At 60.7% G+C, this 20,796-nt stretch carries 7 protein-coding genes; 6 read left to right on the forward strand and 1 reads right to left on the reverse strand.

What is annotated here, in order from left to right:
* Nucleotides 1-13 precede the first annotated feature (13 nt).
* On the reverse strand, nucleotides 14-1,132 hold the full coding sequence (locus TVC13_RS02915) for an EcsC family protein (protein WP_422399747.1): 1,119 nt from the start codon (nucleotides 1,130-1,132) through the stop codon (nucleotides 14-16).
* A gap of 1,448 nt (nucleotides 1,133-2,580) precedes the next feature.
* On the opposite strand from TVC13_RS02915, the gene pglW reads away from it, so the two are divergent.
* The 6 genes from pglW (at nucleotide 2,581) to TVC13_RS02945 (ending at nucleotide 20,325) form a co-directional block, all read left to right on the forward strand.
* The gene (gene pglW, locus TVC13_RS02920; RefSeq protein WP_422399748.1) at nucleotides 2,581-6,750 is read left to right on the forward strand and encodes a BREX system serine/threonine kinase PglW; all 4,170 of its coding nucleotides are present in this window, start codon (nucleotides 2,581-2,583) and stop codon (nucleotides 6,748-6,750) included.
* Nucleotides 6,747-10,319, forward strand: a complete 3,573-nt coding sequence (gene pglX / locus TVC13_RS02925) for a BREX-2 system adenine-specific DNA-methyltransferase PglX (protein WP_422399749.1) — start codon at nucleotides 6,747-6,749, stop codon at nucleotides 10,317-10,319. Before pglW ends, pglX begins: the two co-directional genes overlap by 4 nt.
* 66 nt (nucleotides 10,320-10,385) lie before the next feature.
* Nucleotides 10,386-14,204, forward strand: coding sequence for a hypothetical protein (locus TVC13_RS02930; RefSeq protein ID WP_422399750.1), 3,819 nt, complete (start codon nucleotides 10,386-10,388; stop codon nucleotides 14,202-14,204).
* Nucleotides 14,201-16,888 (forward strand): BREX-2 system phosphatase PglZ, encoded by a 2,688-nt coding sequence (gene pglZ, locus TVC13_RS02935; protein WP_422399751.1) that lies wholly within the window; start codon nucleotides 14,201-14,203, stop codon nucleotides 16,886-16,888. The genes TVC13_RS02930 and pglZ overlap by 4 nt, the downstream gene beginning before the upstream one ends.
* Nucleotides 16,888-18,225 carry a BREX system ATP-binding protein BrxD gene (gene brxD / locus TVC13_RS02940; RefSeq protein ID WP_422399752.1) on the forward strand — a complete coding sequence of 446 codons (1,338 nt, stop codon included), beginning with the start codon at nucleotides 16,888-16,890 and terminating at the stop codon, nucleotides 18,223-18,225. The genes pglZ and brxD overlap by 1 nt, the downstream gene beginning before the upstream one ends.
* A gap of 3 nt (nucleotides 18,226-18,228) precedes the next feature.
* The gene (locus TVC13_RS02945) at nucleotides 18,229-20,325 is read left to right on the forward strand and encodes a DEAD/DEAH box helicase (protein WP_422399753.1); all 2,097 of its coding nucleotides are present in this window, start codon (nucleotides 18,229-18,231) and stop codon (nucleotides 20,323-20,325) included.
* Nucleotides 20,326-20,796 lie beyond the last annotated feature (471 nt).

Genomic DNA, 20,796 nt, shown 5'->3' on the forward strand with positions numbered 1-20,796 from the left:
CTCCTGCCTGCTGTTAATGCAGGTCCGGGCCGCCCGCCTCCACCAGCTCGGCGAGGATGCTAATGTTCTCGTCCACACCGTCCTCCCCCGTCGTCTGTTCTGGAACCATCGGAACGGTGTCCTCCTTCAACTGCGGGTATTTTTCGAGCAGAAAGCGCCGGCGGTAGGCCATATCTGCGGTATCGATAATGGCCTCCAACGTGGCCCAGTTGAACCCGCTCCCGATCACTATTCCTGCGGCAGGAACGACCTTGCCCAGCGACTGCTTGGTAAAGCGAACGCTAAATGCATTGGCAAACTGCTTATAGACCTGGGTGACTACGGATTTATCGAGAATGGCCCACGCTTTACCACGTACCAACGCCTGGGTCAGACGAGAAATGTCTGCAAGAGCAGCGGTCTTGGCACTCGCGGAAACCGCTGTTCCGGCATTGACAACTGACATCACGAAGAGCTTTTCACTTGGGTCCTCAGGATCGTAGCCATAAAGAAGGGACACATGGCCAACTGAGCGTGACGCGATGCCCAGGACGGCCGCTGCGTCACCTACCATGGCACCTGCAATGGCTGCGCCGGACGGCGCAGCCGCGGCACCTGCCGACACGGCAGTCGCCAGCGACCCTCCGGAAACCACAATGCCCGCACCTGCTCCCGACATGGCTGCCGCAAGCGGATAGTACAAATTCATGCCGCGGCCACGGACTGCGTCTATCTCTTCAAGGTCTAGGAGTCGCAGGTCCGACAGCACCGCTACGTCATGCCCGCGCTTTCTATGACTTTGCACTACGTGACGTGGAGAGAGTCCCACTCGAGCTACCCGAGCCATGGTCTTGGTCACAGAGCTTAGCGCTGCACCGGACCAGTCGGCCATGCCATCAGGAATCGCGTCCGCCGTTTTCCGGGCGCCAGATCGTGCAACGCTCACACCCTTGCCCAAGAGATCCTTTCCCCGGGAGACGGCAGCCTGTGCGCCGGGGCGTTCTTCCAAGAACTGAGAGGCGCGGTGACTAAGACCGGCGGCACCATTGGCCACTTGATCACTCGCTTTCCTAACCGCCCGCGAGACAGGGCGGAGTCTGAACTGCTGAATGCTGCGCCAGGCGGCCAGCTCATACATCGAAGGAGTTGTCATAACGAGAACTATATGGATTCACACGGACACGGCCTCGGAAACAACCCAGTGAGTCCTTGGCCTGAAAAGTGAGCCCCGCGCCTCAGTTGTGCTCATCGGAGCACGCCAGCTCATTCAACGGCCCCGATCACCTCATGCGCATTGGCGACAGTTCCAGCGTGTATCGCCCATATGCCTGGAACGACCCGCGTGCGCTGCGAGATCTTCTGTGAGAGCTGTTCAGTTCGGCCTGAATACGTCCGCCAGTGCACATTCTCCGTGGAACGCTAGCTCTCCACGGAGGTCTGGCAAGCAGCGGACACTTCCTTTTCCTGCAGAACTAGAGTTAGTGCATTTTCAAAAGGCATCCCCGGGTGCTCCCGGAAGGTATGGCGATGCCACCGTGACGGATGCCGGGGCTCGTCGCTAACGGTCCAAACAGGGATATCCAAAGGCTCAATCTCAGCAAACAGCCACGAAATCTGATCCCGCCACAGGTGCCTCGCTGGCCCTGAAGGGGCTGACGTCCCGTAAGCGAGCAAGAGTCCGTCCGCCAAAGACATGCCAGAGTGCAGTTCTTCGCGCGCTATCGACCATGGCGCTTTATGAGTCCCCAGTGTCTTTAGGTCGCCAGTTGATTGGGTAGGCAGTGGGAACATGTTTGCAATTCGAACGTCCTCGTACCGGAGAATTCTTCGCGCAGTTTCAACCCGGTTGACCGTCCGTGTCCCAGTCGTTTTCGGTGGGCTGCAGCAGATTGCCAACAATAAGCCTGATACAGGTAGCTCTATAATCTTCGCTCGCTATCGTCGCAATACGGTCGTACATATTGTACAAGCCCCGGTCGATTGCCACATCAATAGGCATGACCAATGAACACGCGTCCAGGACTATCAGCGACGCCCCTATGACAGCGGTCACTAACGTGCCACTCCCCCTTAAGAAGCGCGTCCAGGGAGGTAGAATCGTAACTGCCCCGACACCTTAGGAACGCCAGCCCGTGCAGTTTGATGAACCAGGCCTTTTTGACCTACCCGAAGAACCAGCAGAGCGTGTCCAGCCCGAGCCCCTTATCAATGAGGACCAGGTCGCTGCAATTAGGGCAGCCTTTGAGCGGGCCGGCATAATGTCCATGAAGGAGCGTCAGGAACTGGTGCAATCCTGCGTGATCCGACAGGTCGCGTCGATTCGTGAGGTGTACGCGCACGAGGCTAGACGCATCCTTAACCGGATAGAAGATCGCAAACCCCGAAGGGCTCCCTCCTCAGGGTCCGCTTGGGACAACCGGGACGAGCCTACTTGGATCGACAAGCTCTGAAACAGGTCGAGACCCGACGCTGACGGGGTGCATCACATCCTGTACGTCTGCGCGCCGCAGCACAATCCTGATTCCCCGGCGTAAGCTAGATCAGCGGCCTTCTACGGCAGCAACAGCATCGACACCGTTAGCCATGGGGGCAAAAACACCAATGAAGGCCGATTCTCCGCATTGGAAGGTGATGGGCCCTGCCGCGACGCCCGAGGAAGCAGCCGCCCTCGAGGCCTTCCGCGAGGTCCTGCCCGACGACGGCCGCACCACCGCCTGGGTCAACCTCACCTTCATCGACACGAACAATCGAACGGCCGAAGTCGATGTACTACTCCTGACTCCTGTGGGGCTGTTCTGCGTGGAGCTCAAGGGGTGGCACGGAACCATCACCGGCAACTCCCAGCGCTGGTACCGGCCGGGCAAGACGCACCCGAACCCGTTCCTCGTGACGGATCGGAAGGCGAAACGCCTGTCGTCATTGCTGAAGACGTATGCGTCCGGTCATTACACCGAGCAGTCCGTTCCTTGGGTAAATGCGCTCGTTGTGCTGCACGGCCAGGGCTCAACCTTCGCCGTAGACCCCTCCGGACGCGCCGGGGTCATCAAGCTGGACAAGTACAACGTCAGCTCCAACCCGCCGCTGCAACGCCTGAGCGAGTTCCTGAAGACTCCCCCGCCCAATGCCAGAGACTACATCGATCCCCAGCGCGCCCAGCTCGTACGGCACCTTTGCGAGAAGGCAGATTTCCTTCCTACCCCGAAGAAACGGATGGTCGGGGACTACGCCGTTGCCGATTCAGACCCCGTAGCCGAGGGCGTCGACTGGCAGGACGTAGTCGTCACCCACCCGAACCTTCCCAAAATCAAGCAACGTCTGCGGCTTTACGACGTACCGCCAAAGGCTTCAGCCTCCGAACGCAAACGCATCGAGCAGCTGGCTCAGCGCGAATACCAGCTCACCTTCGGAATCCGCCATGAAGGCATCGCTGTACCCCAGCAGTTCCTGGTGACCGACGACGGCCCTGCCCTGGTTTTCGAATATCAGACCGAAGAGCGTCCGCTCGATGCGTTCCTCGCCGACGAGGGGGCTGCGCTAACCCTCGACCAACGCGTTGCCTTGGTTGAGCAGCTTGGCGACATTCTCCGCTTCGCCCACCATCGGCATCTTTTCCACCGCGCTTTGTCACCGCACCGGGTATGGGTGCGTCCGTCTGCGGATGGTCCGCGGCTCGAAGTCCGCGACTGGTATTCCGCGCAGAAGGACCACGACACAGCCACGACGACGCGGTGGACCATCAGCCGTGGAGTGACCGACCTTCTCGGCATTGCCGGTGCCGAAGACATGGTATGGCTCGCACCTGAGGCACGCCACACCGTCACCGACGTCCCCGGCGCCCCGCTGGACGTCTTCGGGTTCGGCACTATGGCGTTCTTGATCCTCACGGGGAAGGCACCGGCGACAACGATCGCCGAGGTGCAGGAGATCCAGCAACAGGCGGGGCGGTTCGATCCGCGGACCGTCACCGCTGCACTGCCGGACAGCCTCGCCGATGTTATTGGCGAACTGACAGCTGTCAATGAGGCCGAGCGTCCAGCCTCGGTGGAGGATGCACTGGACCTGGTCCGTTTAGCCTGGGAAGAAGTCCGCCGTCCGGATGATCAGGCCCCCCGGGCCGTCATCACTGACCCGCTGGATGCCCAGAGCACCGACATGATCGGCGAACGCTTCCTGGTCGAAGGCCGCCGCGGCGAAGGATCATCGGGAGTTGCCCTGGCGGTGCTGGATGACACGACCGGCGATGACAGGGAACTCATCCTCAAAGTCGCCCGGGATGACGCTGCCGGGCGGCGAATCGACGTCGAAGCCCAAGTGCTCAGTGGACTCGAGCATCCCCGCATCGTCAGACTGCGGGAAAAGCTCGAGCTGGGCGGCCGCACTGCTCTGCTGATGTCGGATGCGGGCAAAGAGACGCTCGCTACCCGCCTGGTCAAGGAAGGCCAATCAACCCTGGAGCAGCTGCAGCGCTGGGGTACTGACCTGTTGGAGGCCATGGCGTATCTCGTGGACGCCAAGGGCATTTTCCACCGGGACATCAAGCCTGCGAACCTGGGCATCGCTCCCGATCCGGGTTCTCGGAAGCCTCACCTCACGCTGTTCGACTTCTCCCTGGCGCGTGAACCGCTGGAGAACATTTCTTCCGGAACACCTGGCTACCTGGATCCCTTCCTCGGCACAGGGCGGCGTGCGCGTTACGACCGCGCTGCCGAACTGTGGTCCGTCTCGGCGACCCTGTTCGAGATGGCTACCGGCGTGCTGCCCTGGTGGCCCAACGGAGCCAGCGCACCGGCGCACCCTTCTGACCGGCCGGTGATTGAGCCGACGTCGTTCGATCCCGCCGTGAGCGCTCAGCTCACCGAGCTGTTCACGAAGGCCCTCTCGCCGGATCTCAAGGAGCGGTTTGGCAACGTTGAGGACCTGCTGGTCGCTTGGACCGAAGTTTTCGCATCCCTCGCCTTGGATGTCGAGGCAAAACAGAAAGATGATGAGCTTGCCGCTAACGTAACGCTCGAGACACCACTGGAGCAGTCAGGCCTATCGGCGCATGCTCTGTCGGCGCTGCGCCGCCTCAACGGCATAGTTACTGTTGGGGATGTTCTCGGTGTTCATCCGGTCAAGATCAACGGCATCCGGGGCTTGGGCGAGACTTATCGCAAGGAAATTCAAGCCCGCATCGCTCAGTGGCGAAAAGCCCTCCGCCCGGCGGAAACCGCTCAAGGAACCGAGGTAACACTCGGCGTGGACCGGGTAGTTGGCGACCTGCTGGAAATGCTTCCCGCAGGAGACAAACCGCTGGCCAAAGGGCTCCTGGGCCTGTCAGAGGCTGAACCATGGCCCACGGTGGCCGACGTAACCTCCAGCTTCCAGACCACCAGGGAACGCGTCACGACGATGCTCGACGACGCCGCCTCGACCTGGTCGAAGAATCAGCCGTTCGTGGCTGCGTGCGGAGAGCTGATCAAGATCCTCGTTGATGCAGGGCGGGTCATGACAGTGGTGGAAGCGGCGAGTGCGCTCCTGACCCTCCGTGGTTCCACCCTTGACGGCCCTGAGCGTTTGGCTCACGGACTGGCCCTGGTGCGGGCCGTTGTTGAATTCGACGCGCGAGACAGTCAGCCAAACTTTGTTCTGCGTCGCCGTGCCGGCGGCAAGGCGGCTCTGCTTGCGCTCAGTGACCAGACGGAGACCCAGGGGGACGACGTCTTCCCATCTGCTGACCTCCTCACAGATTTCGCCGGAGAGCTGGGAAATAAAGCCGATGAACTAGTCGCAGCCGGCGTCGTAGCAGCCAGCACGGCAATCCATGAACTTCGCAGTGTTGTCGAGGAGCTCGGTGGTGCGGGCCAATGGCACGTAAGCGATACCCGTCTGCTGCGGTTGGCCGCGGCCGCCAGCCAAACAGCGGCCGTATCCGGATTCCAGGAACTGTACCCACGCAACTTGCCGATTAAACAGGCACTCGAACACGCCATGCGGGGTAAACCCGGACGCTCCATCAGCCAGATGGCGGTACGGCGCACCCTGGCTGCTCGGTTCCCGCACCGGACCGAGTCGCTTCCGAGTTCAGACAAGCTCGACTCCCTGATGGGAGAGCTATATCCCGACCTGGTTAACCGGGACGGAGTGTATGCCCCCAAGAGCACCGTTCTGTCCGGCACCGGGACGGGAACGTCCACTCAGTTCACGCCAACGCCTGCCGCTGACGTCATCCGAAAGTTGCAGGACTCACTGGGCAGAAATGCAGCACTGACCCTCACCGTGGCACCCAAGCGGTATGTCGCTGCCGCGGAGGCGTTGGCTTCCCGTTACGGCGTGGAGGTTGTCGACGTCGCCGACCTCGTGGTCCGTGCGGGCAAAGCGAGAATAGAGAATGCCGGCGGCATTTGGACCGGCTTGCTCGGTTACGATGCGTTGGACCGGGAAAGCAAGGAATGGAAGTCCCTCGTGCAAGTCGTTCAGGGAGCCGTTGAGCCACTTTGGACCGACCTGATCGCGTCCGCCAAACCTCTATTGCTGACGAATGTCGGACCGCTGATGCGGTATGAAATGGCTCCGCTGCTGGCGTCTCTGCTCGACACCGGCAGTAAACGCCCGGCGGCCCGCTGGCTCTTGGTTGCCAAACCCGGAGATGCCCGTGCGCCTCTCTTGGAGGGCCGGTCCGTGCCACTGGGTCCGAGCGGCTGGATCGATCTTCCCCGCGAGCTGACACGTCCCGAAGGCACCGACTCTTCCACCTTTGACCATACTTTTTTGACCGGAGATTTTGCATGATCACGTCCTCGACCCTCCTGCCGGATCTGAAGTCCCAGCTGAAGGTCCTGCAAACCGATCTGAAGGAACGGGCCGACGACGCGACCACCCCATGGGGCGCCTCCCTGCAGAAACAGCACGCGGAAGCCCTGCGGCGGGAGCGCACGGGTTTGTCCTGGACGGCGTGGCGGGACAACGAGGTCGACCAGGCCGCGGTGGCCTGGATTGTAGCCACCACCTTTATCCGGTTCTGTGAAGACAATGACCTGCTGACCGGTGCCACCCTGGACGGGGTCCCGGTCCCGGTGGGCTGGATCGCCGGACCCGGTACCCGGACGGTGCGTGCCCGGGAGAACCAGACAGCGTATTTCCGCACCAACACCAGCCATCATGACCGGGACTGGCTGCAGCAGGCCTTCCGCGTGCTCGCCGCCCAGCCCGCCGGAGCGGCGCTGGTCGATCCCGAACACAACCCGGTCTGGACGGCGGAGATCAGCGCCGAAGCCGCCAAGGGCCTGCTGGACTTCTGGCGCCGCACCGACGCCGGCGGGAACCTGGTGCACGACTTCACCGACCCGGACCTGGACACCCGTTTCCTGGGTGACCTTTACCAGGACCTGTCCGAGCACGCCAAGAAAACCTATGCCCTGCTGCAGACCCCGGTGTTCGTAGAGGAATTCATCCTAGACCGCACCCTGACCCCGGCCGTCAACGAGTTTGGTATCGACGGGCTGAAGCTCATCGACCCGACCTGCGGGTCCGGGCACTTCCTCCTCGGCGCCTTTGAACGCCTCAACCGGGAATGGACCAATGAGGCTCCCGGGATGGATCCCAAGCAGCGGGTCCGTAAGGCCATGGACTCCATCCACGGCGTGGACCTGAACCCCTTCGCCGTGGCTATCGCCCGGTTCCGTCTCACCGTCGCCGGACTCCTCGCCGCCGGGGAAAAATCTCTGGTCGGGGTGCAGCAGCCCGGTTTTCACCTAGCCATCGGCGATTCCCTCCTGGGCGAGCAGGGCGGCGCCAAGACCCTCTTCGCCGAGAATACGTATATCTACGAGACAGAGGATCTTAACGAATACACGGACATCCTGCAGACCGGCCGTTACCACGTCGTCGTCGGGAACCCGCCGTACATCCAGCCCAAGGATCCAAGCCTAAAAGAGATGTACCGCCGCGCATACTCCTCCGCGCACCGTGAATTCCAGCTTTCAATTCCGTTCATGGAGCTTTTCTTCCGACTAGCTATTCGCGGGGAAACAGGAAGAGGGGCTGGTTTCGTTGGGCAAATCACTTCCAATGGGTTCATGCGACAGGAGTTTGGAAAGAGATTAATTGAGGATTTCTTTGCAGGTTATCATTTGGGAAACCCTGTCGATCTCCTGCTCGTAGCCGACACTGCGGGTGCATACATCCCTGGACACGGCACACCGACAGTTATCATCGTCGGCCGCCGCCGGCGCCCGGTCACCGAGCGTGTCCGGGTGGTGCTCGGTGTGCGCGGAGAGCCGGGCCACCCTCGAGATCCCTCGACGGGACTTGTCTGGTCAGAGATCGTCAAGCACGTCGACGACCCTGGACACGACGGAACGTATACGAGTGTTCGCGACCTCAAGCGCGAGGTACTTAGTCGACATCCTTGGGCGATTGCCAGCCCCGTGGCATCGGCCTTGCGCTCCCAAATCGAAATCCTCTCTACCCACACAATGTCCGAGGTCGTACTCACAATGGGATATACCGGGCAGACCAATGCTGATGGGGCTTTCCTGGCGCAGCGTCCGGCGTTGAAACGTCGCGGTGTCGAAGATGATGTAATTCGCGACTTCGTCACGGGAGATGATGTTCGGGATTTTCATATCCGTACAGGTTCAGCTGCAATCTTCCCCTACCGCGATGGCAAGCTCATGCGAATTCGCGATACTCCGGGGTTGGAACACTGGTTGTGGCCAGTCCGTGCCGCAACTTGGAATCGAAAAACATTTTCAAAGCAAACATACCGACAAGAAGGGCGCACGTGGTGGGAGTGGCATCAGATTGCCCTTGATCGGATTGGTCGGTGGGCGATCACTTATCCCAGTATTGCTACGGGAGTTCATTTCAGCCTCGACCGAGGTGCAATGCTATTCAATCGTCACGCTTCGTTCGTCCAATTACCAAATGATGCGACGGAAGAAGACTACTACGGGCTGCTCTGCATCCTTAACAGCTCCGTGGCTTGTTTCTGGCTAAAACAGGTCAGCCACAACAAAGGCGGAGATCAGACAGAACCTTGGGGATGGCGTTTCGAATTTACCGCGGCAAAACTTGAAGAGTTTCCACTCCCACCCGCCCTTCCGGCAACTAGGGGAAGGGTTGTTGACGCACTCGCGCAGGCACTCGATAAGGTCGAACCAGGAACGTCAGTTTCCGAATGGTGCAGCCGTAATGATCGAGGATCTCTTACCGATACATTAGATTCAGCGCATGAAGAGTGGATCGATCTGCGGGAGCGCCTTGTCTTCGAACAGGAAGAACTCGACTGGCAGGCATACGGGTTGTACGGACTCCTAGAAGAGCCTCTTACGTATAACGACACGGATATGGATTCAATACCGCTTGGGCAGCGCGCCTTTGAGATCCGGTTGGCGAGGCTCATGGCGAATGGCGACGAAGAGTCGGCGTGGTTCGAAAGACATCGGTCAGTTCCGGCAGCCGATCTACCAACCGAGTGGCCGGAAGACTACCGAGCACTCGTTGAGAAGCGCCTCCACCTTATGGAGACGGACCCGAACATCCGGCTCCTCGAGCGCCCAGAGTACAAGCGTCGCTGGACGACCGCCCCCTGGGGGAAGCAGCTGCAGGACGCCTTGGAGGAGGCGATCCTTGACCGTCTCGAAGACAGGGAGCTGTGGCGTGATCCGCAGGGGCCCTCTATCCGTTCAGTGGCCCAGTTGGCGGATCTGCTGCGCCATGACAAGGTGCTCTCTGAACTCGCCAGTGTCCTCACGGGAAACCCTGAACCAGATCTCGTTGGTGTGATAGGTTCCCTGGCGCCGACGCAGGCCGTCCCGTATCTGGCTGCTTACCGGTACAAGCCCTCCGGTTTGGAGAAATTCCGGGAATGGCAGACCATTTGGGATCTGCAGCGCCGCGAGGATGCCGGTGAAAAAGTCACCATCCCGGTCCCACCGCAATACAAAACACCCGATTTCCAAAAGGTCTCCTACTGGCAGGCCCGCGGCAAGCTCGACGTGCCCAAGGAACGGTTCATCATCTATCCCGGGGTGGGCCGCGAAGGCGATACGACTCCTGTTCTGGGCTGGGCCGGGTGGAACCACCGGGACCAGGCCGTTGCCCTGGTGCGGGAGATCATGAACCAGCAAGCACTCGGTGCGTCGAACGATGCTCTGGTCCCGATGGTTGCCGGGCTCGTGGAACTGGAACCCTGGCTGCACCAGTGGCACACCGACCTCGAACCCGAGTTCGGCACCAGCGCCGCCCAGGCCGTTACCAGCCAGATCGAGCAGTTCCTGACCCAGCTGCAGATGACCCGCGAAGACCTCAACGAATGGCGGTCACCAGCTACGGCAAGGGAACGCAAACGTGCCTGATCAGTTGGAGTACCGTCCTCTTACCCACATAGATCTAATCCACCCGATGAACGGAAGTTTCCGCTGATGAGCACCCCCACTTTTGGCGCCCTTGCCATGATGCTGCGTGATGCAATCAATGTTCCCGAAGCTGTCCACGACGACGACTTCGTTATGCGCATCCATGAGGGCGTCCCTGCTGCTGAGCAGACTCTCAAGGATTACGTGGTCACCGAGAAAATCGCAGAGGCTTTCGACGAGGGTCTCGGCCTGGTGAAATCAGCCATCTCCCGTGGCACTGCAAAGGGTGCGTTTATCCATGGCTCGTTCGGTGCGGGTAAATCTCACTACATGGCCGTGATGCACCTATTGCTGACCGGGAATCCGCAAGCGCGGGCATTGAGCGGCCTGCAGTCCGTTGTGGCCGCACATACCGACGTCCTGAGCAAGCAATTTCTCGCAGTCGATTACCACCTGATCGGCGCGGAATCCTTCGAGGCCGCACTCTTCTCGGGATACATCAACACTGTGAAGGCGAAGCATCCCGACGCTACCGCACCAGTACTGCACCAAAGCGATCAGCTGTTCCAGAACGCCCAAAAACTGCGGGCCCAAATGGGCGATGACTCTTTCTTCTCTAACTTTGCAGCAGAGCTTGATCCGGTACTGGGCACCCTCAGCGAAGGCGGATTAACGGCGGCCGACCTCGATGCCGCCGCCAACGGCACGGCGAACGAACGTGGCCGGCAGAGAGTTGCCACAGCCCTCGTCGAGACCTACTTCCCCGCCTACACATCCACCTCAGCCTGGTTGCCCATCGACCAGGGCCTGCGCGTCATGACCGCGCACGCCAAGGACTTGGGCTACGACGGTCTTGTGCTCTTCCTGGACGAACTGGTCCTGTGGCTCGCCAACCATCTGCGGGACTCGGCGTTCATCCAGAACGAAACCTCCAAGGTGGCCAAGCTCGTCGAAACCGGGTCAGGGCAAATGGCCATCCCTATGATTTCCTTCGTCGCCCGGCAGCGTGCGCTCAAAGACTTCCTTGGCGGCGGCAATGCAGGTGCCGAGCAGGTCGCACTGGAGGATTCCTTCCAGTGGTGGGAGGACAGGTTCGATAAGATCACTCTCGCGGCCGCTGACCTTCCGGAAATCGTGAACAGACGTTTGCTTACCCCAAAATCCGACGACGGCCGTTCCGCCCTTGCCGCTGCCGTCGGACGGATCCGGGCCAATCCCACGGACTGGAAACACCTGCTGACCGACGCAGCCGGATCCGCCGCCATTGATTTCGAGAAGGTCTATCCCTTCTCCCCCGCTCTGGTTGACGCGATGGTTGCCCTGTCAGCCATCATGCAACGCGAGCGCACCGCGCTGAAGATCATGAGCGAACTGTTGTACCGGGGCCGCGAAGAACTCACGGTGGGTGATCTGATCCCTGTCGGGGACCTGTTCGACGTCGTCGTGCTCGGGGACGCCAAGCCGCTGACCGAAGACATGGTTAAGATCTTCGACGCCGCGGCGTCCTTTTACCGCGGCAAGATGCGCCCCTATCTCTTGGACAAACACCACCTCTCCGATGCCGAGGCACGAGCGGAAGGCCGCAACTCCGCGTTCCGTCGGGAAGACCGCCTGGCCAAGACCCTTCTCGTCGCGGCGATTGCACCAGGCGCTACCTCCTTGAAGGACCTCACCGCGTCCAAGCTCGCGGCGCTCAACTATGGCAGTGTCGTGTCAATGTTCGGCGGGAACGTGTCCGGGCAGGTGGTGGCCCTCGCAACTGAGTGGCAGTCAAAGTTTTCGGAGATCACGGTCGGCTCCACCGCGGACCCTGTCATCTCCCTCCAGCTCACCGGTATCGATTTTGACGCCATTCTGGCTCATGTCACTCAGGAGGATTCCCATGCGAACCGCCGCAAGCTCATCCGCGACACTCTTGTCAGGGAAATCGGTGCGGTAGCCACCGGTTCCTACGCCGGCGAATATTCCCTGGATCACGTCTGGCGCGGCCAAAAACGAACCGTCGACGTCGTGTTCGGCAACATTCGCGACAAGTCTGCCCTGCCTGTTGAGGCTTTGAAGGCGGCAGACGGCCGGTGGAAACTCGTTGTCGATTTCCCCTTCGATGACCTCGATGACCGGGCGCCCTCCGACGACGTCGAAAGGATCTTTACGCTTCGGCGGGAAGGCATCGTCACCGACACCGTTGCGTGGGTGCCTCACTTCCTGACGTCCCAGCGCATGGACGACGTCGGCAAGCTCGTTCAGCTCGAGTACCTGCTGACGGGTGACCGGTTCGAGCAATATGCCGCGAACCTGCCGGTCAGCGACCGTGAGCCTGCGCGCCGGCTGTTGGAGAGCCAACGGGACTCGCTGCGTGGACAGTTATCGGCCCTGTTGCGTCAGGCTTACGGCGTCGATGCCGCCAACGAGGAGAATCTCGGGAGGACTCTCAGCACTAGCAACTTCGTCACCCTCGCCGAGGGTTTCACCCCGGCAAAGCCCTCAGCGGCGACTCTGCGTGACGCCGTCGTCGGTGTTTTCAACGCTGCACTGACGGACCGGTACCCCAAACACCCGGAAATAGAGCGCGGTACCGAGGAAATCCGGCGACCTGAGCTGAATTCAGTGTTGGAATTGGCCCGCAGGGCTGTAGACAACGGTGGGCGCCTCGAGAACGTGGAGCGCTCCCTTGGTACCAAAGTCCGTCGTGTTGTTACTGCTTACCGCACCGGCACATTGCGGGAGACGACTTATGCCTTGGACGCACAGAACTTCGAGTTTTTTGATGAGTTCACAAGGGCGGCGGGCACCGGGGACGTCACAGTCGGGAAACTGCGCGAAGTGCTTGCCGAGCGAGGGCTGACCTCCGATATTAAGGACCTGCTGGTCCTCGTCTGGGCAAAGGTCACCGATCGCGAGTGGTACCGGGCGGGCTCCAGAACATCGGAACCAGGCATTGGCGGACTCGCTCCGGAGATGGTTTTGCGTGAGCCGGTGCTTCCCTCTGAAGATGAGTGGCGCGTAGCACTCAGCCGTGCCAAGGGCATGTTCGGTGTGGGAAGTGATGAATACCATCTCTCTACGGCCGCCGTGCAGCGCGTCAGCGACGCGCTCGTCTCGAAGGTGCGCCCTGCTCTTGCTACGACGGCGGGCGTCGCAACGGAGCTGTCTGCACACCGGGATGTCCTGGGACTGGATGAAACGTCCCCACGCTGGCAGACCGTTAGTCGTGGACGGGACTTGGTTGCAGCGCTGGCCGCTGCGGATGGTCCCCTTGCTAGGATCGAGGTGCTGGCCCAGTTTGATCTGCCTGATGAGCCGCAAGCCGTCGCCACGTCCATAGCAGCCGCCGGGGATGTCGCCGCCGCGTTGCGCGGGGCGAATTGGGGGCTCATTGAACGACTGCCGAAGCTCGAGGGGACGCAAGCTGCAGATGCCCTTTCCAAACTGCGGGATGTGGCCCGCCAAGCCGAGCTACACGCCGCTTTGAAACCTGCTCTCGCCGCCGCTGCCGAAGAGGCGACGGAGGCGCTCCTCAACGATCCACATGAGAAGTCGATACGGGACGCAGAGGAACGAGAGCGCAAGGAGGCCGCACGCAAAGCAGCCGCTGAGCGCGAGGCTTACGCCGCGGAACAGGCAAAGCGGAAGGCTGAGCTCCAAGCCCAAGCCGATGAGCAGGCAAAGCAGCAGGCAGAACTCGAAGCCCAAGCCGCGGAGCAGGCAAAGCGAGAAGCCGACCTTGCCCAGAAGCTCGAGGAACTCAACAAGATCCGCCTCAGCGAAAAAACCCAGCAGGTCACTCGCGTCGTCGAGGTACAGGAGATCGGCAGCAAGATCACTGAGGAACTCATGCATCCGGTACCGGGTAAGAAGCTGCGGGTGAGCTGGAGGTGGGAGTGATCAGCTCTGCAGCCGAAGCTACGCGCACCGTTCCCGTATCAGAGGCGCTCATTCGTACCCGCGCCGCTGAACTCATCTCCAAGGGTGGAGAGTCACGCGTCCTGGTGATGCGCGCTCAGCCTCGTTGGCAGGGTGGTCCCTTAACCGTTAGCGGGCAACGGGTCCGCGTGGTCGAGGGTATCTCCCAGCTTGCGATCCTTGACGCCTATTCAGCGCAGGCTGAGGACGAGTTCCTGGTGGTCCTCACCGACCGTCCACGTGCGGATCTTGGAGATACAGTTCTGGCCCGGGCCTACCGGCAGCAGATCGAAGACCCCGATGAATGGGGCAGCATCCCCGCCCTGTTCCGAGGGGCGCGGGAAGTCAGCCGGGATCTGCGCCGGCTCGAGTGGGCTGCCACCGCGCTCTTGGACCACCAGCCCGCCCAGGGCTGGGCGCCGTCGTCCGATCTTGCCGTCAGCGCTGAACACGCGGTGGGGGGCTTGTTGGCGTATTTGCTGGGGACCGATGCAGGATCTCTCGACGGCGTGACCGTCCTCACTGCACTAAGCAATGGGGCGAGGGCGTCTTGGTCTGTCGTGGACCAAGAGCTGCAGGATCACCTCATCGATTGGGCGGAACAGCAGTACGGAACCGCTGCCGGTTTCGCTCTACGTACTACCGCCACAGCCGGCGGCCTCGTCAAGCCGCTGGCACTTGGGCTCGCCATCGACGTTTTGTGGCCGGATCCGCCGGGCGATCTGGTCGAAGAACAAATTGCAGCACGGACCCGCCTTTTGGAACGCTACATGGGCGGCAAATCTCTGACCCCATTGCAGGCGCGCGACGTCGCCAACGCTTCGGTGTCTGCCATGCTGCGGCTATCCCGCGAAGGCGACCCGGAGGGGCGCCTTGGCGTTGTGCTCGATCAAGCCGAGGCATTGCTGCGTGACAACTTGGGCTGGCCGACGGGTGCCGAACACTCATTGATTCTTCGTCCTGGTTTCACTGCTCGACTGCGCGCCCTCGGAAAAGCACTGGACGAAAAATCCGGTGTTGAGGAAGCACTGGCTGCGGTGCTCGACCACCGCGAAGCAGCCTATAACTCCAACCAGATCGCCCCTCGGATGGCTGTCCGGCTTGCCCGTTGGCTGGAAACGCCTGAGCAGGAGGTCCATAACCTTCGGGGGGATCTCCAACGCCAGCTCGACGACGGCGCTTGGGTCGACGCCGCCGTCGGCGTGCTCTGGAACGGGTCCAGCGATCCCGAAGTCGGCGGCGCTTATGGTCGACTCATTGAGCGAGTGCAGACGAGGCGACGGGCGAGGGACGCTGCGGCCGCTATGCACCTGGGAGACTCAGTGGCGGAGAGTGTAATTGCCAATCTGCTGACCGAAGGACCGGCACTCGGAGTCGAACAGATTCTGCGTCTTGTCGTTGATCCGTGGAAGCCGTATGGAGGAGTTCTCCTGGTGGTCTTGGACGGAATGAGTGCCGCTATCGCTACTGATCTGTCTGCCGAGGTTGGCCGCTCCGGCCTAGTCGAGTGGGTTCCTGCGTCCTCCAAACGTCGCCTCGCCGCCACGGCAGCGTTACCATCCATGACGGAAATTTCCCGAACCAGCCTCTTCTGCGGGGACGTCCGCAGTGGAAATGCGGCGGTGGAAAAAACGGGTCTCGCCAAAGCCTTCCCCCGAGCTCAGTTGTTCCATAAGGGAGAGCTGCGCGCGGCTGGCGGTGCACAGCTCTCGGAGCCAGTCGCCTCGGCAATAGCTGACCCCACTGTTCCCGTCGTCGGCGTCGTCATCAACGCCATTGACGACGCAACGCACAAGAATGACACTTCGGGCCGGCCTTGGACGATGGGAGACTTGGAACCGCTGCGGGCATTGCTGAATGCCGCGTCCATCGCGGGGCGAAGCGTTGTTCTCACCTCTGATCACGGTCATGTAGTAGAGCGCAAAACCGAGATGCTGCCTGCCGTTCCCAGTTCCGACTCGCGGTGGCGTCCAGCTTCCTCCGGGCCGGTCCAGGACGGAGAGGTCTTGGTGCGTGGACCTCGGGTTGCCACCGACGACGGAGAAGCCATCCTGCTGTGGCGGGAGGACGCCCGGTACGGCGCGTCGAGGGCCGGCTACCACGGTGGAGCCTCCCTGGCTGAGCTGACTGTGCCGGTCCTCGTTTACCAACACTCTCTTGCGCAGAAAGCTCCGTCGGGCTGGGAGCAGGCACCTCCACAGGTGCCGGCATGGTGGAATGACCCCATCGCTGAGAAACAACCGTTGCCCGCGGTGCCGACTCCGAAGAGGGCCCGTAAGAAGCCTGTCCCGGAGTCGGCCGAGCCATCTCTCTTCGAAGTTACTGAATCGGCTGCGTCCGCGCAGACAAAGACGGTTGATTTGGTTTCGCGGGTGCTCGGATCACCGGTATACGTTGACCAGGTCCGGCTTGCGGGACGAGCGGCGGCTTCAGCAGATTCTTTGTTGGAACCAATTCTCCGAACGCTCATCGAGCGCAACGGCCGTGCGCACCAAGACACCGTTGCCTCCGCCGCCGCCCTGCCTTCAACGAACGTGGGGCCCGTGCTGGCCGTGGCCAAACGTGTCCTCAACGTAGAGGGATATGACATCCTTTCCTACGACAGTGATGGTGAGACCCTGCGCCTTGACATTGACTTGCTCAAGGACCAGTTCGGAGTGGTGTAGTGGCGGATGTGGCGATCAGTCCCCGGCGGCGCCGGGAGATTATCGATGCCTTGCGTCGCGGTACGGTGCCGCAACAGGGGCTCGACATTATGGCGGTGGGGCTCACCAGCTTTGAGTCGGCCATCGACGGAGAACTGGAAGCCGTCCAGCATGGTGCTGCTCAGTTCAAGGCAGTTCGGGGTGAATACGGTTCAGGTAAGACGTTCTTCTCTCGTTGGCTCACTGAACGGGCAAAGAAAAGGAACTTTGCAACTGCAGAAATCCAGATCTCCGAGACCGAAACCCCACTGTACAAGCTGGAGAAGGTCTATCGCCGGGTTGTAGAGAACCTGTCGACCCCCACGGTTCCGAGCGGTGCTTTCGCCGACGTTGTTGACGGTTGGCTCTACGTCCTTGGCCAGGATGCCCGGGCGGGAGCCCCGACATCCCCTGCAGATCTGGATGCACGAACAGACGTCCTGCTGGAAAAGCGACTAGCGGCCGTATCTAAGGAAGCGCCGGCATTCGCCATGGCACTCCGGGCCTACCGGCAAATGAGTGCCGCTGGTAACAACGCGGATGCAGATGCGCTCTTGGCGTGGCTCGGCGGTCAGCCTCATGTCTCAGCCAATGCCCGCCGCACGGCTGGAGTGCGCGGGGAACTCGATCACTTCGGTGCGCTCGGGTTCTTACAGGGATTGTTGACTGTTTTGCGTGACTCCGACTATGCGGGACTTGTTCTGGTGTTGGACGAGGTGGAGACACTGCAGCGTATGCGATCTGATGTCCGCGAGAAGTCGCTCAATGCGCTTCGGCAGCTGATGGACGAAGTGGACAGTGGGCGTTACCCAGGCCTGTACGTTTTGATGACTGGCACGCCGGCCTTTTACGACGGGCAACAAGGCGTGCAGCGACTTCCGCCACTCGCCCAGCGTCTGCAGACCGACTTTGGAACGGACATCCGGTTCGATAATCCGCGCGCCACGCAGATCCGCCTTCACGGGTTCACGCCGGACACTTTGGTGGAGCTCGGCAGCCGTGTTCGGGACATCTATGCCGCCGGCACTGAGAACGCCGAACGGATCCGTTCGGCAGTGGACGACGCTTACGTTGCCGACCTGGCCAGTGCCGTCGCTGGAAAGTTGGGCAGCAAAACCGGCGTAGCACCGCGAGTTTTCCTCAAGAAGCTCGTTGCCGATGTTCTCGATAGGGTCGACCAGTTTCCAGACTTCGATCCGCGTCAGCATTATGAGCTGACATTAAGCGCATCTGAGCTCACCGATGTGGAACGGGAAGCGCAGACACGTGGGGATCTGCGCGCCGCTTCATCCGTGGACGACGTCGATCTTGGGTTCTAGACCGTGGGTGGCGTTACTGGGCTCGACGAGGCAATCGAGTACCACATCGTTAACTCCCTGGGCTGGCCTGGTCTTCGTCCGCTTCAATCGGCATCGGTTGCCCCTGTTCGTTCAGGATCCGATTGTGTACTGATCGCTCCGACCGCTGGTGGCAAGACTGAGGCAGCCCTCTTTCCTCTGCTATCGGAGATGGTCCAAGGGCGCTGGCAAGGCCTATCGATCATCTACGTGACCCCGCTAAGAGCCCTCCTAAACAACCTCTATCCCCGAGTCACGAAATACGGCGAGTGGTTAGGCAGGCGAGTTGGTCTGTGGCACGGAGACATTGGTGACTCTGCCAGGCGTCGTATTCTCGCGGATCCTCCGGACATTCTTCTCACTACACCTGAGTCGCTGGAGGCTATGCTCGTTTCGCAACGAGTCGATCACGGCAGTTTCTTCTCGGGGTTGCGGTCCATCGTCGTTGATGAACTGCATTCCTTTGCCGCTTCGGACCGCGGGTGGCATCTCCTGGGTGTCCTAGCTCGGCTGGAGCGGATTGCGGAGCGTCCTATCCAACGGATTGGCCTTTCAGCGACGGTCGGGAACCCGGAAGAAATTGGTCGGTGGCTTCAAGGTGGGAAACCTTCCTCACCAACGGATGTTGGAGAGCTGCGGGTGGTATCGGAAGAAAACACCGCCGCCGTGCCTGAGCCGGAAGTCTTGTTGGACTACGTCGGCTCGGTCGGCAACGCAGCGAAGGTCATTGCTGCACTCCACCGTGGAGAGAAGCGGCTGGTCTTTTGCGAGTCACGGCGTGTCAGCGAACAGCTAGCCTTTGAGCTGCGCGCTCTCGGCGTCGAGACGTTTGTATCCCACTCCTCACTGTCCGCAGACGAACGCCGAAGATCTGAACAGGCCTTCGCCGAAAGGCAAAACACGGTCATTGTCGCCACGTCCACTTTGGAGCTCGGGATCGATATTGGTGACCTCGACCGCGTTATCCAAATCGATGCCCCACGAACTGTCGCTTCCTTCCTCCAGCGCTTGGGACGAACAGGGCGCAGACCCGGTACACGTCGGAATGCACTGTTTCTCGCCACAAATAACGACGCGTTCCTGGAAGCCGCGGGGCTCCTCCTGTTGTGGAGGCGCGGGTTTATAGAACCCATCACTCCTCCCCCGCACCCGCGGCATCTGACCGCCCAGCAGCTGCTTGCTCTTGCCCTGCAGGAGGGCGCCTATGCTGCTTCGTCCTGGCGGGAGTGGTGGGGCAACCTTGAGCTGATGGACGAAGGCGAGGAGGTGCTCGCCTATCTTCGGGATGAAAAGTTTCTTGTCGAGGACGGCGGACTGCTGATGATCGGTCCGGCCGCTGAGAAGGCGTTTGGGCGCCGGCATTTTATGGATCTGTTGTCTTCGTTCGATGCTGAGAAGGAACTGCGTGTCATCAGCGGAAACAAAGAACTGGGGTTCATCTCGCCCCTCGCGTTGCCTCGCCAGGGCTCCGAAAAACTGGACGCTAAACCTATTCTCATGAACGGGCGGGCGTGGCGTGTAGAGCAGGTGAATTGGGATCGGTTCGAGGTCTTGGTCAGCCCCACCCCAAACAAGGGAGACGTTCGGTGGCAGAGTGATGCGATCGCGCTGTCCTTCGAGATGATGCGAGCACAGCGCGACGTACTCCTGGGTGAAACTCCGGATGTTCCGCTCTCCCGGCGCGCAATTGACAGGCTCTCTACGGTCCGTGAGGTACGGAAGGGAGACGTCGCTCGAGAAGGACTCGTCGTTCAAGCCGATGCGAACGGAATGCATCTGTGGACCTGGGCGGGGTTAAAGGCGAATGAAACCCTTCGTACTGCCCTTGGCGGCGCGGAAGGGCAGTCCTTCAACGACGTATTGACTCTGCGCGGTGCTGGAGATATGTCGCAGCTGGAAGAGCTCGCATTCGATGACGTGGTCCCGCGGGTGCCTGTTGAGATGGCTGTGAACCTCAAGTTCTCTGCCGCCTTGCCGAGGGCGACTGCAATCAAAACGTTGGCTGAGCGGTTCGTCGACAGAACGGGAGCCTCGACAGTTGCGTCAGAGAGACACATCACGGGGATCGAACGCCACTCCTAGGCGCGCTTTGCCTGCGTCCTGAGGTGGTGACTGAGTCAACTTGGATAATTACGCGACATGGACGAAATATGTCGAAGAGATAATTGATGTTTGTTGTTTCAAATCCGGCTTGATAGTTTTTGCTCCATGTATAGTGCATTGCCCATCGTGGAGAAGGTTAGTGGGGAACTCGAGTTCCTGCATGGTTCCGACCGCCCAGGTGGTCAACCCCGTATCGCATCAAGGGAAGAACCTTTTCCGGATGTTGAGAGCTTAAAACTCGTCCAACGTGGCCTCCGCGCTCAGAGTGGGCCATGGGAAAGGTATAGCGAGGCCAGGGTGGCTAACAACTTGGCTGCCGTCTACCTATGTCTAGACAAACCATCTGAAGCCCTTCAAGCGACGGCAGACGCCGATGCCGTCATTCGAGAAATGTTCGATTCTTCCAACCCCTACCCAATAAATCTAACCTTCGTTGGATTCTGCGTCGCG

This window comes from Arthrobacter sp. 3Tela_A, assembly GCF_049311025.1.
Lineage (GTDB): Bacteria > Actinomycetota > Actinomycetes > Actinomycetales > Micrococcaceae > Arthrobacter_B.

Excerpts from the sequence above, each read along its gene's own strand:
- TVC13_RS02915 (WP_422399747.1), bottom strand. The coding sequence starts at position 1,132 with ATGACAACTCCTTCGATGTATGAGCTGGCCGCCTGGCGCAGCATTCAG.
- pglX (WP_422399749.1), top strand. The coding sequence starts at position 6,747 with ATGATCACGTCCTCGACCCTCCTGCCGGATCTGAAGTCCCAGCTGAAG.
- pglW (WP_422399748.1), top strand. The coding sequence starts at position 2,581 with ATGAAGGCCGATTCTCCGCATTGGAAGGTGATGGGCCCTGCCGCGACG.
- TVC13_RS02930 (WP_422399750.1), top strand. The coding sequence starts at position 10,386 with ATGAGCACCCCCACTTTTGGCGCCCTTGCCATGATGCTGCGTGATGCA.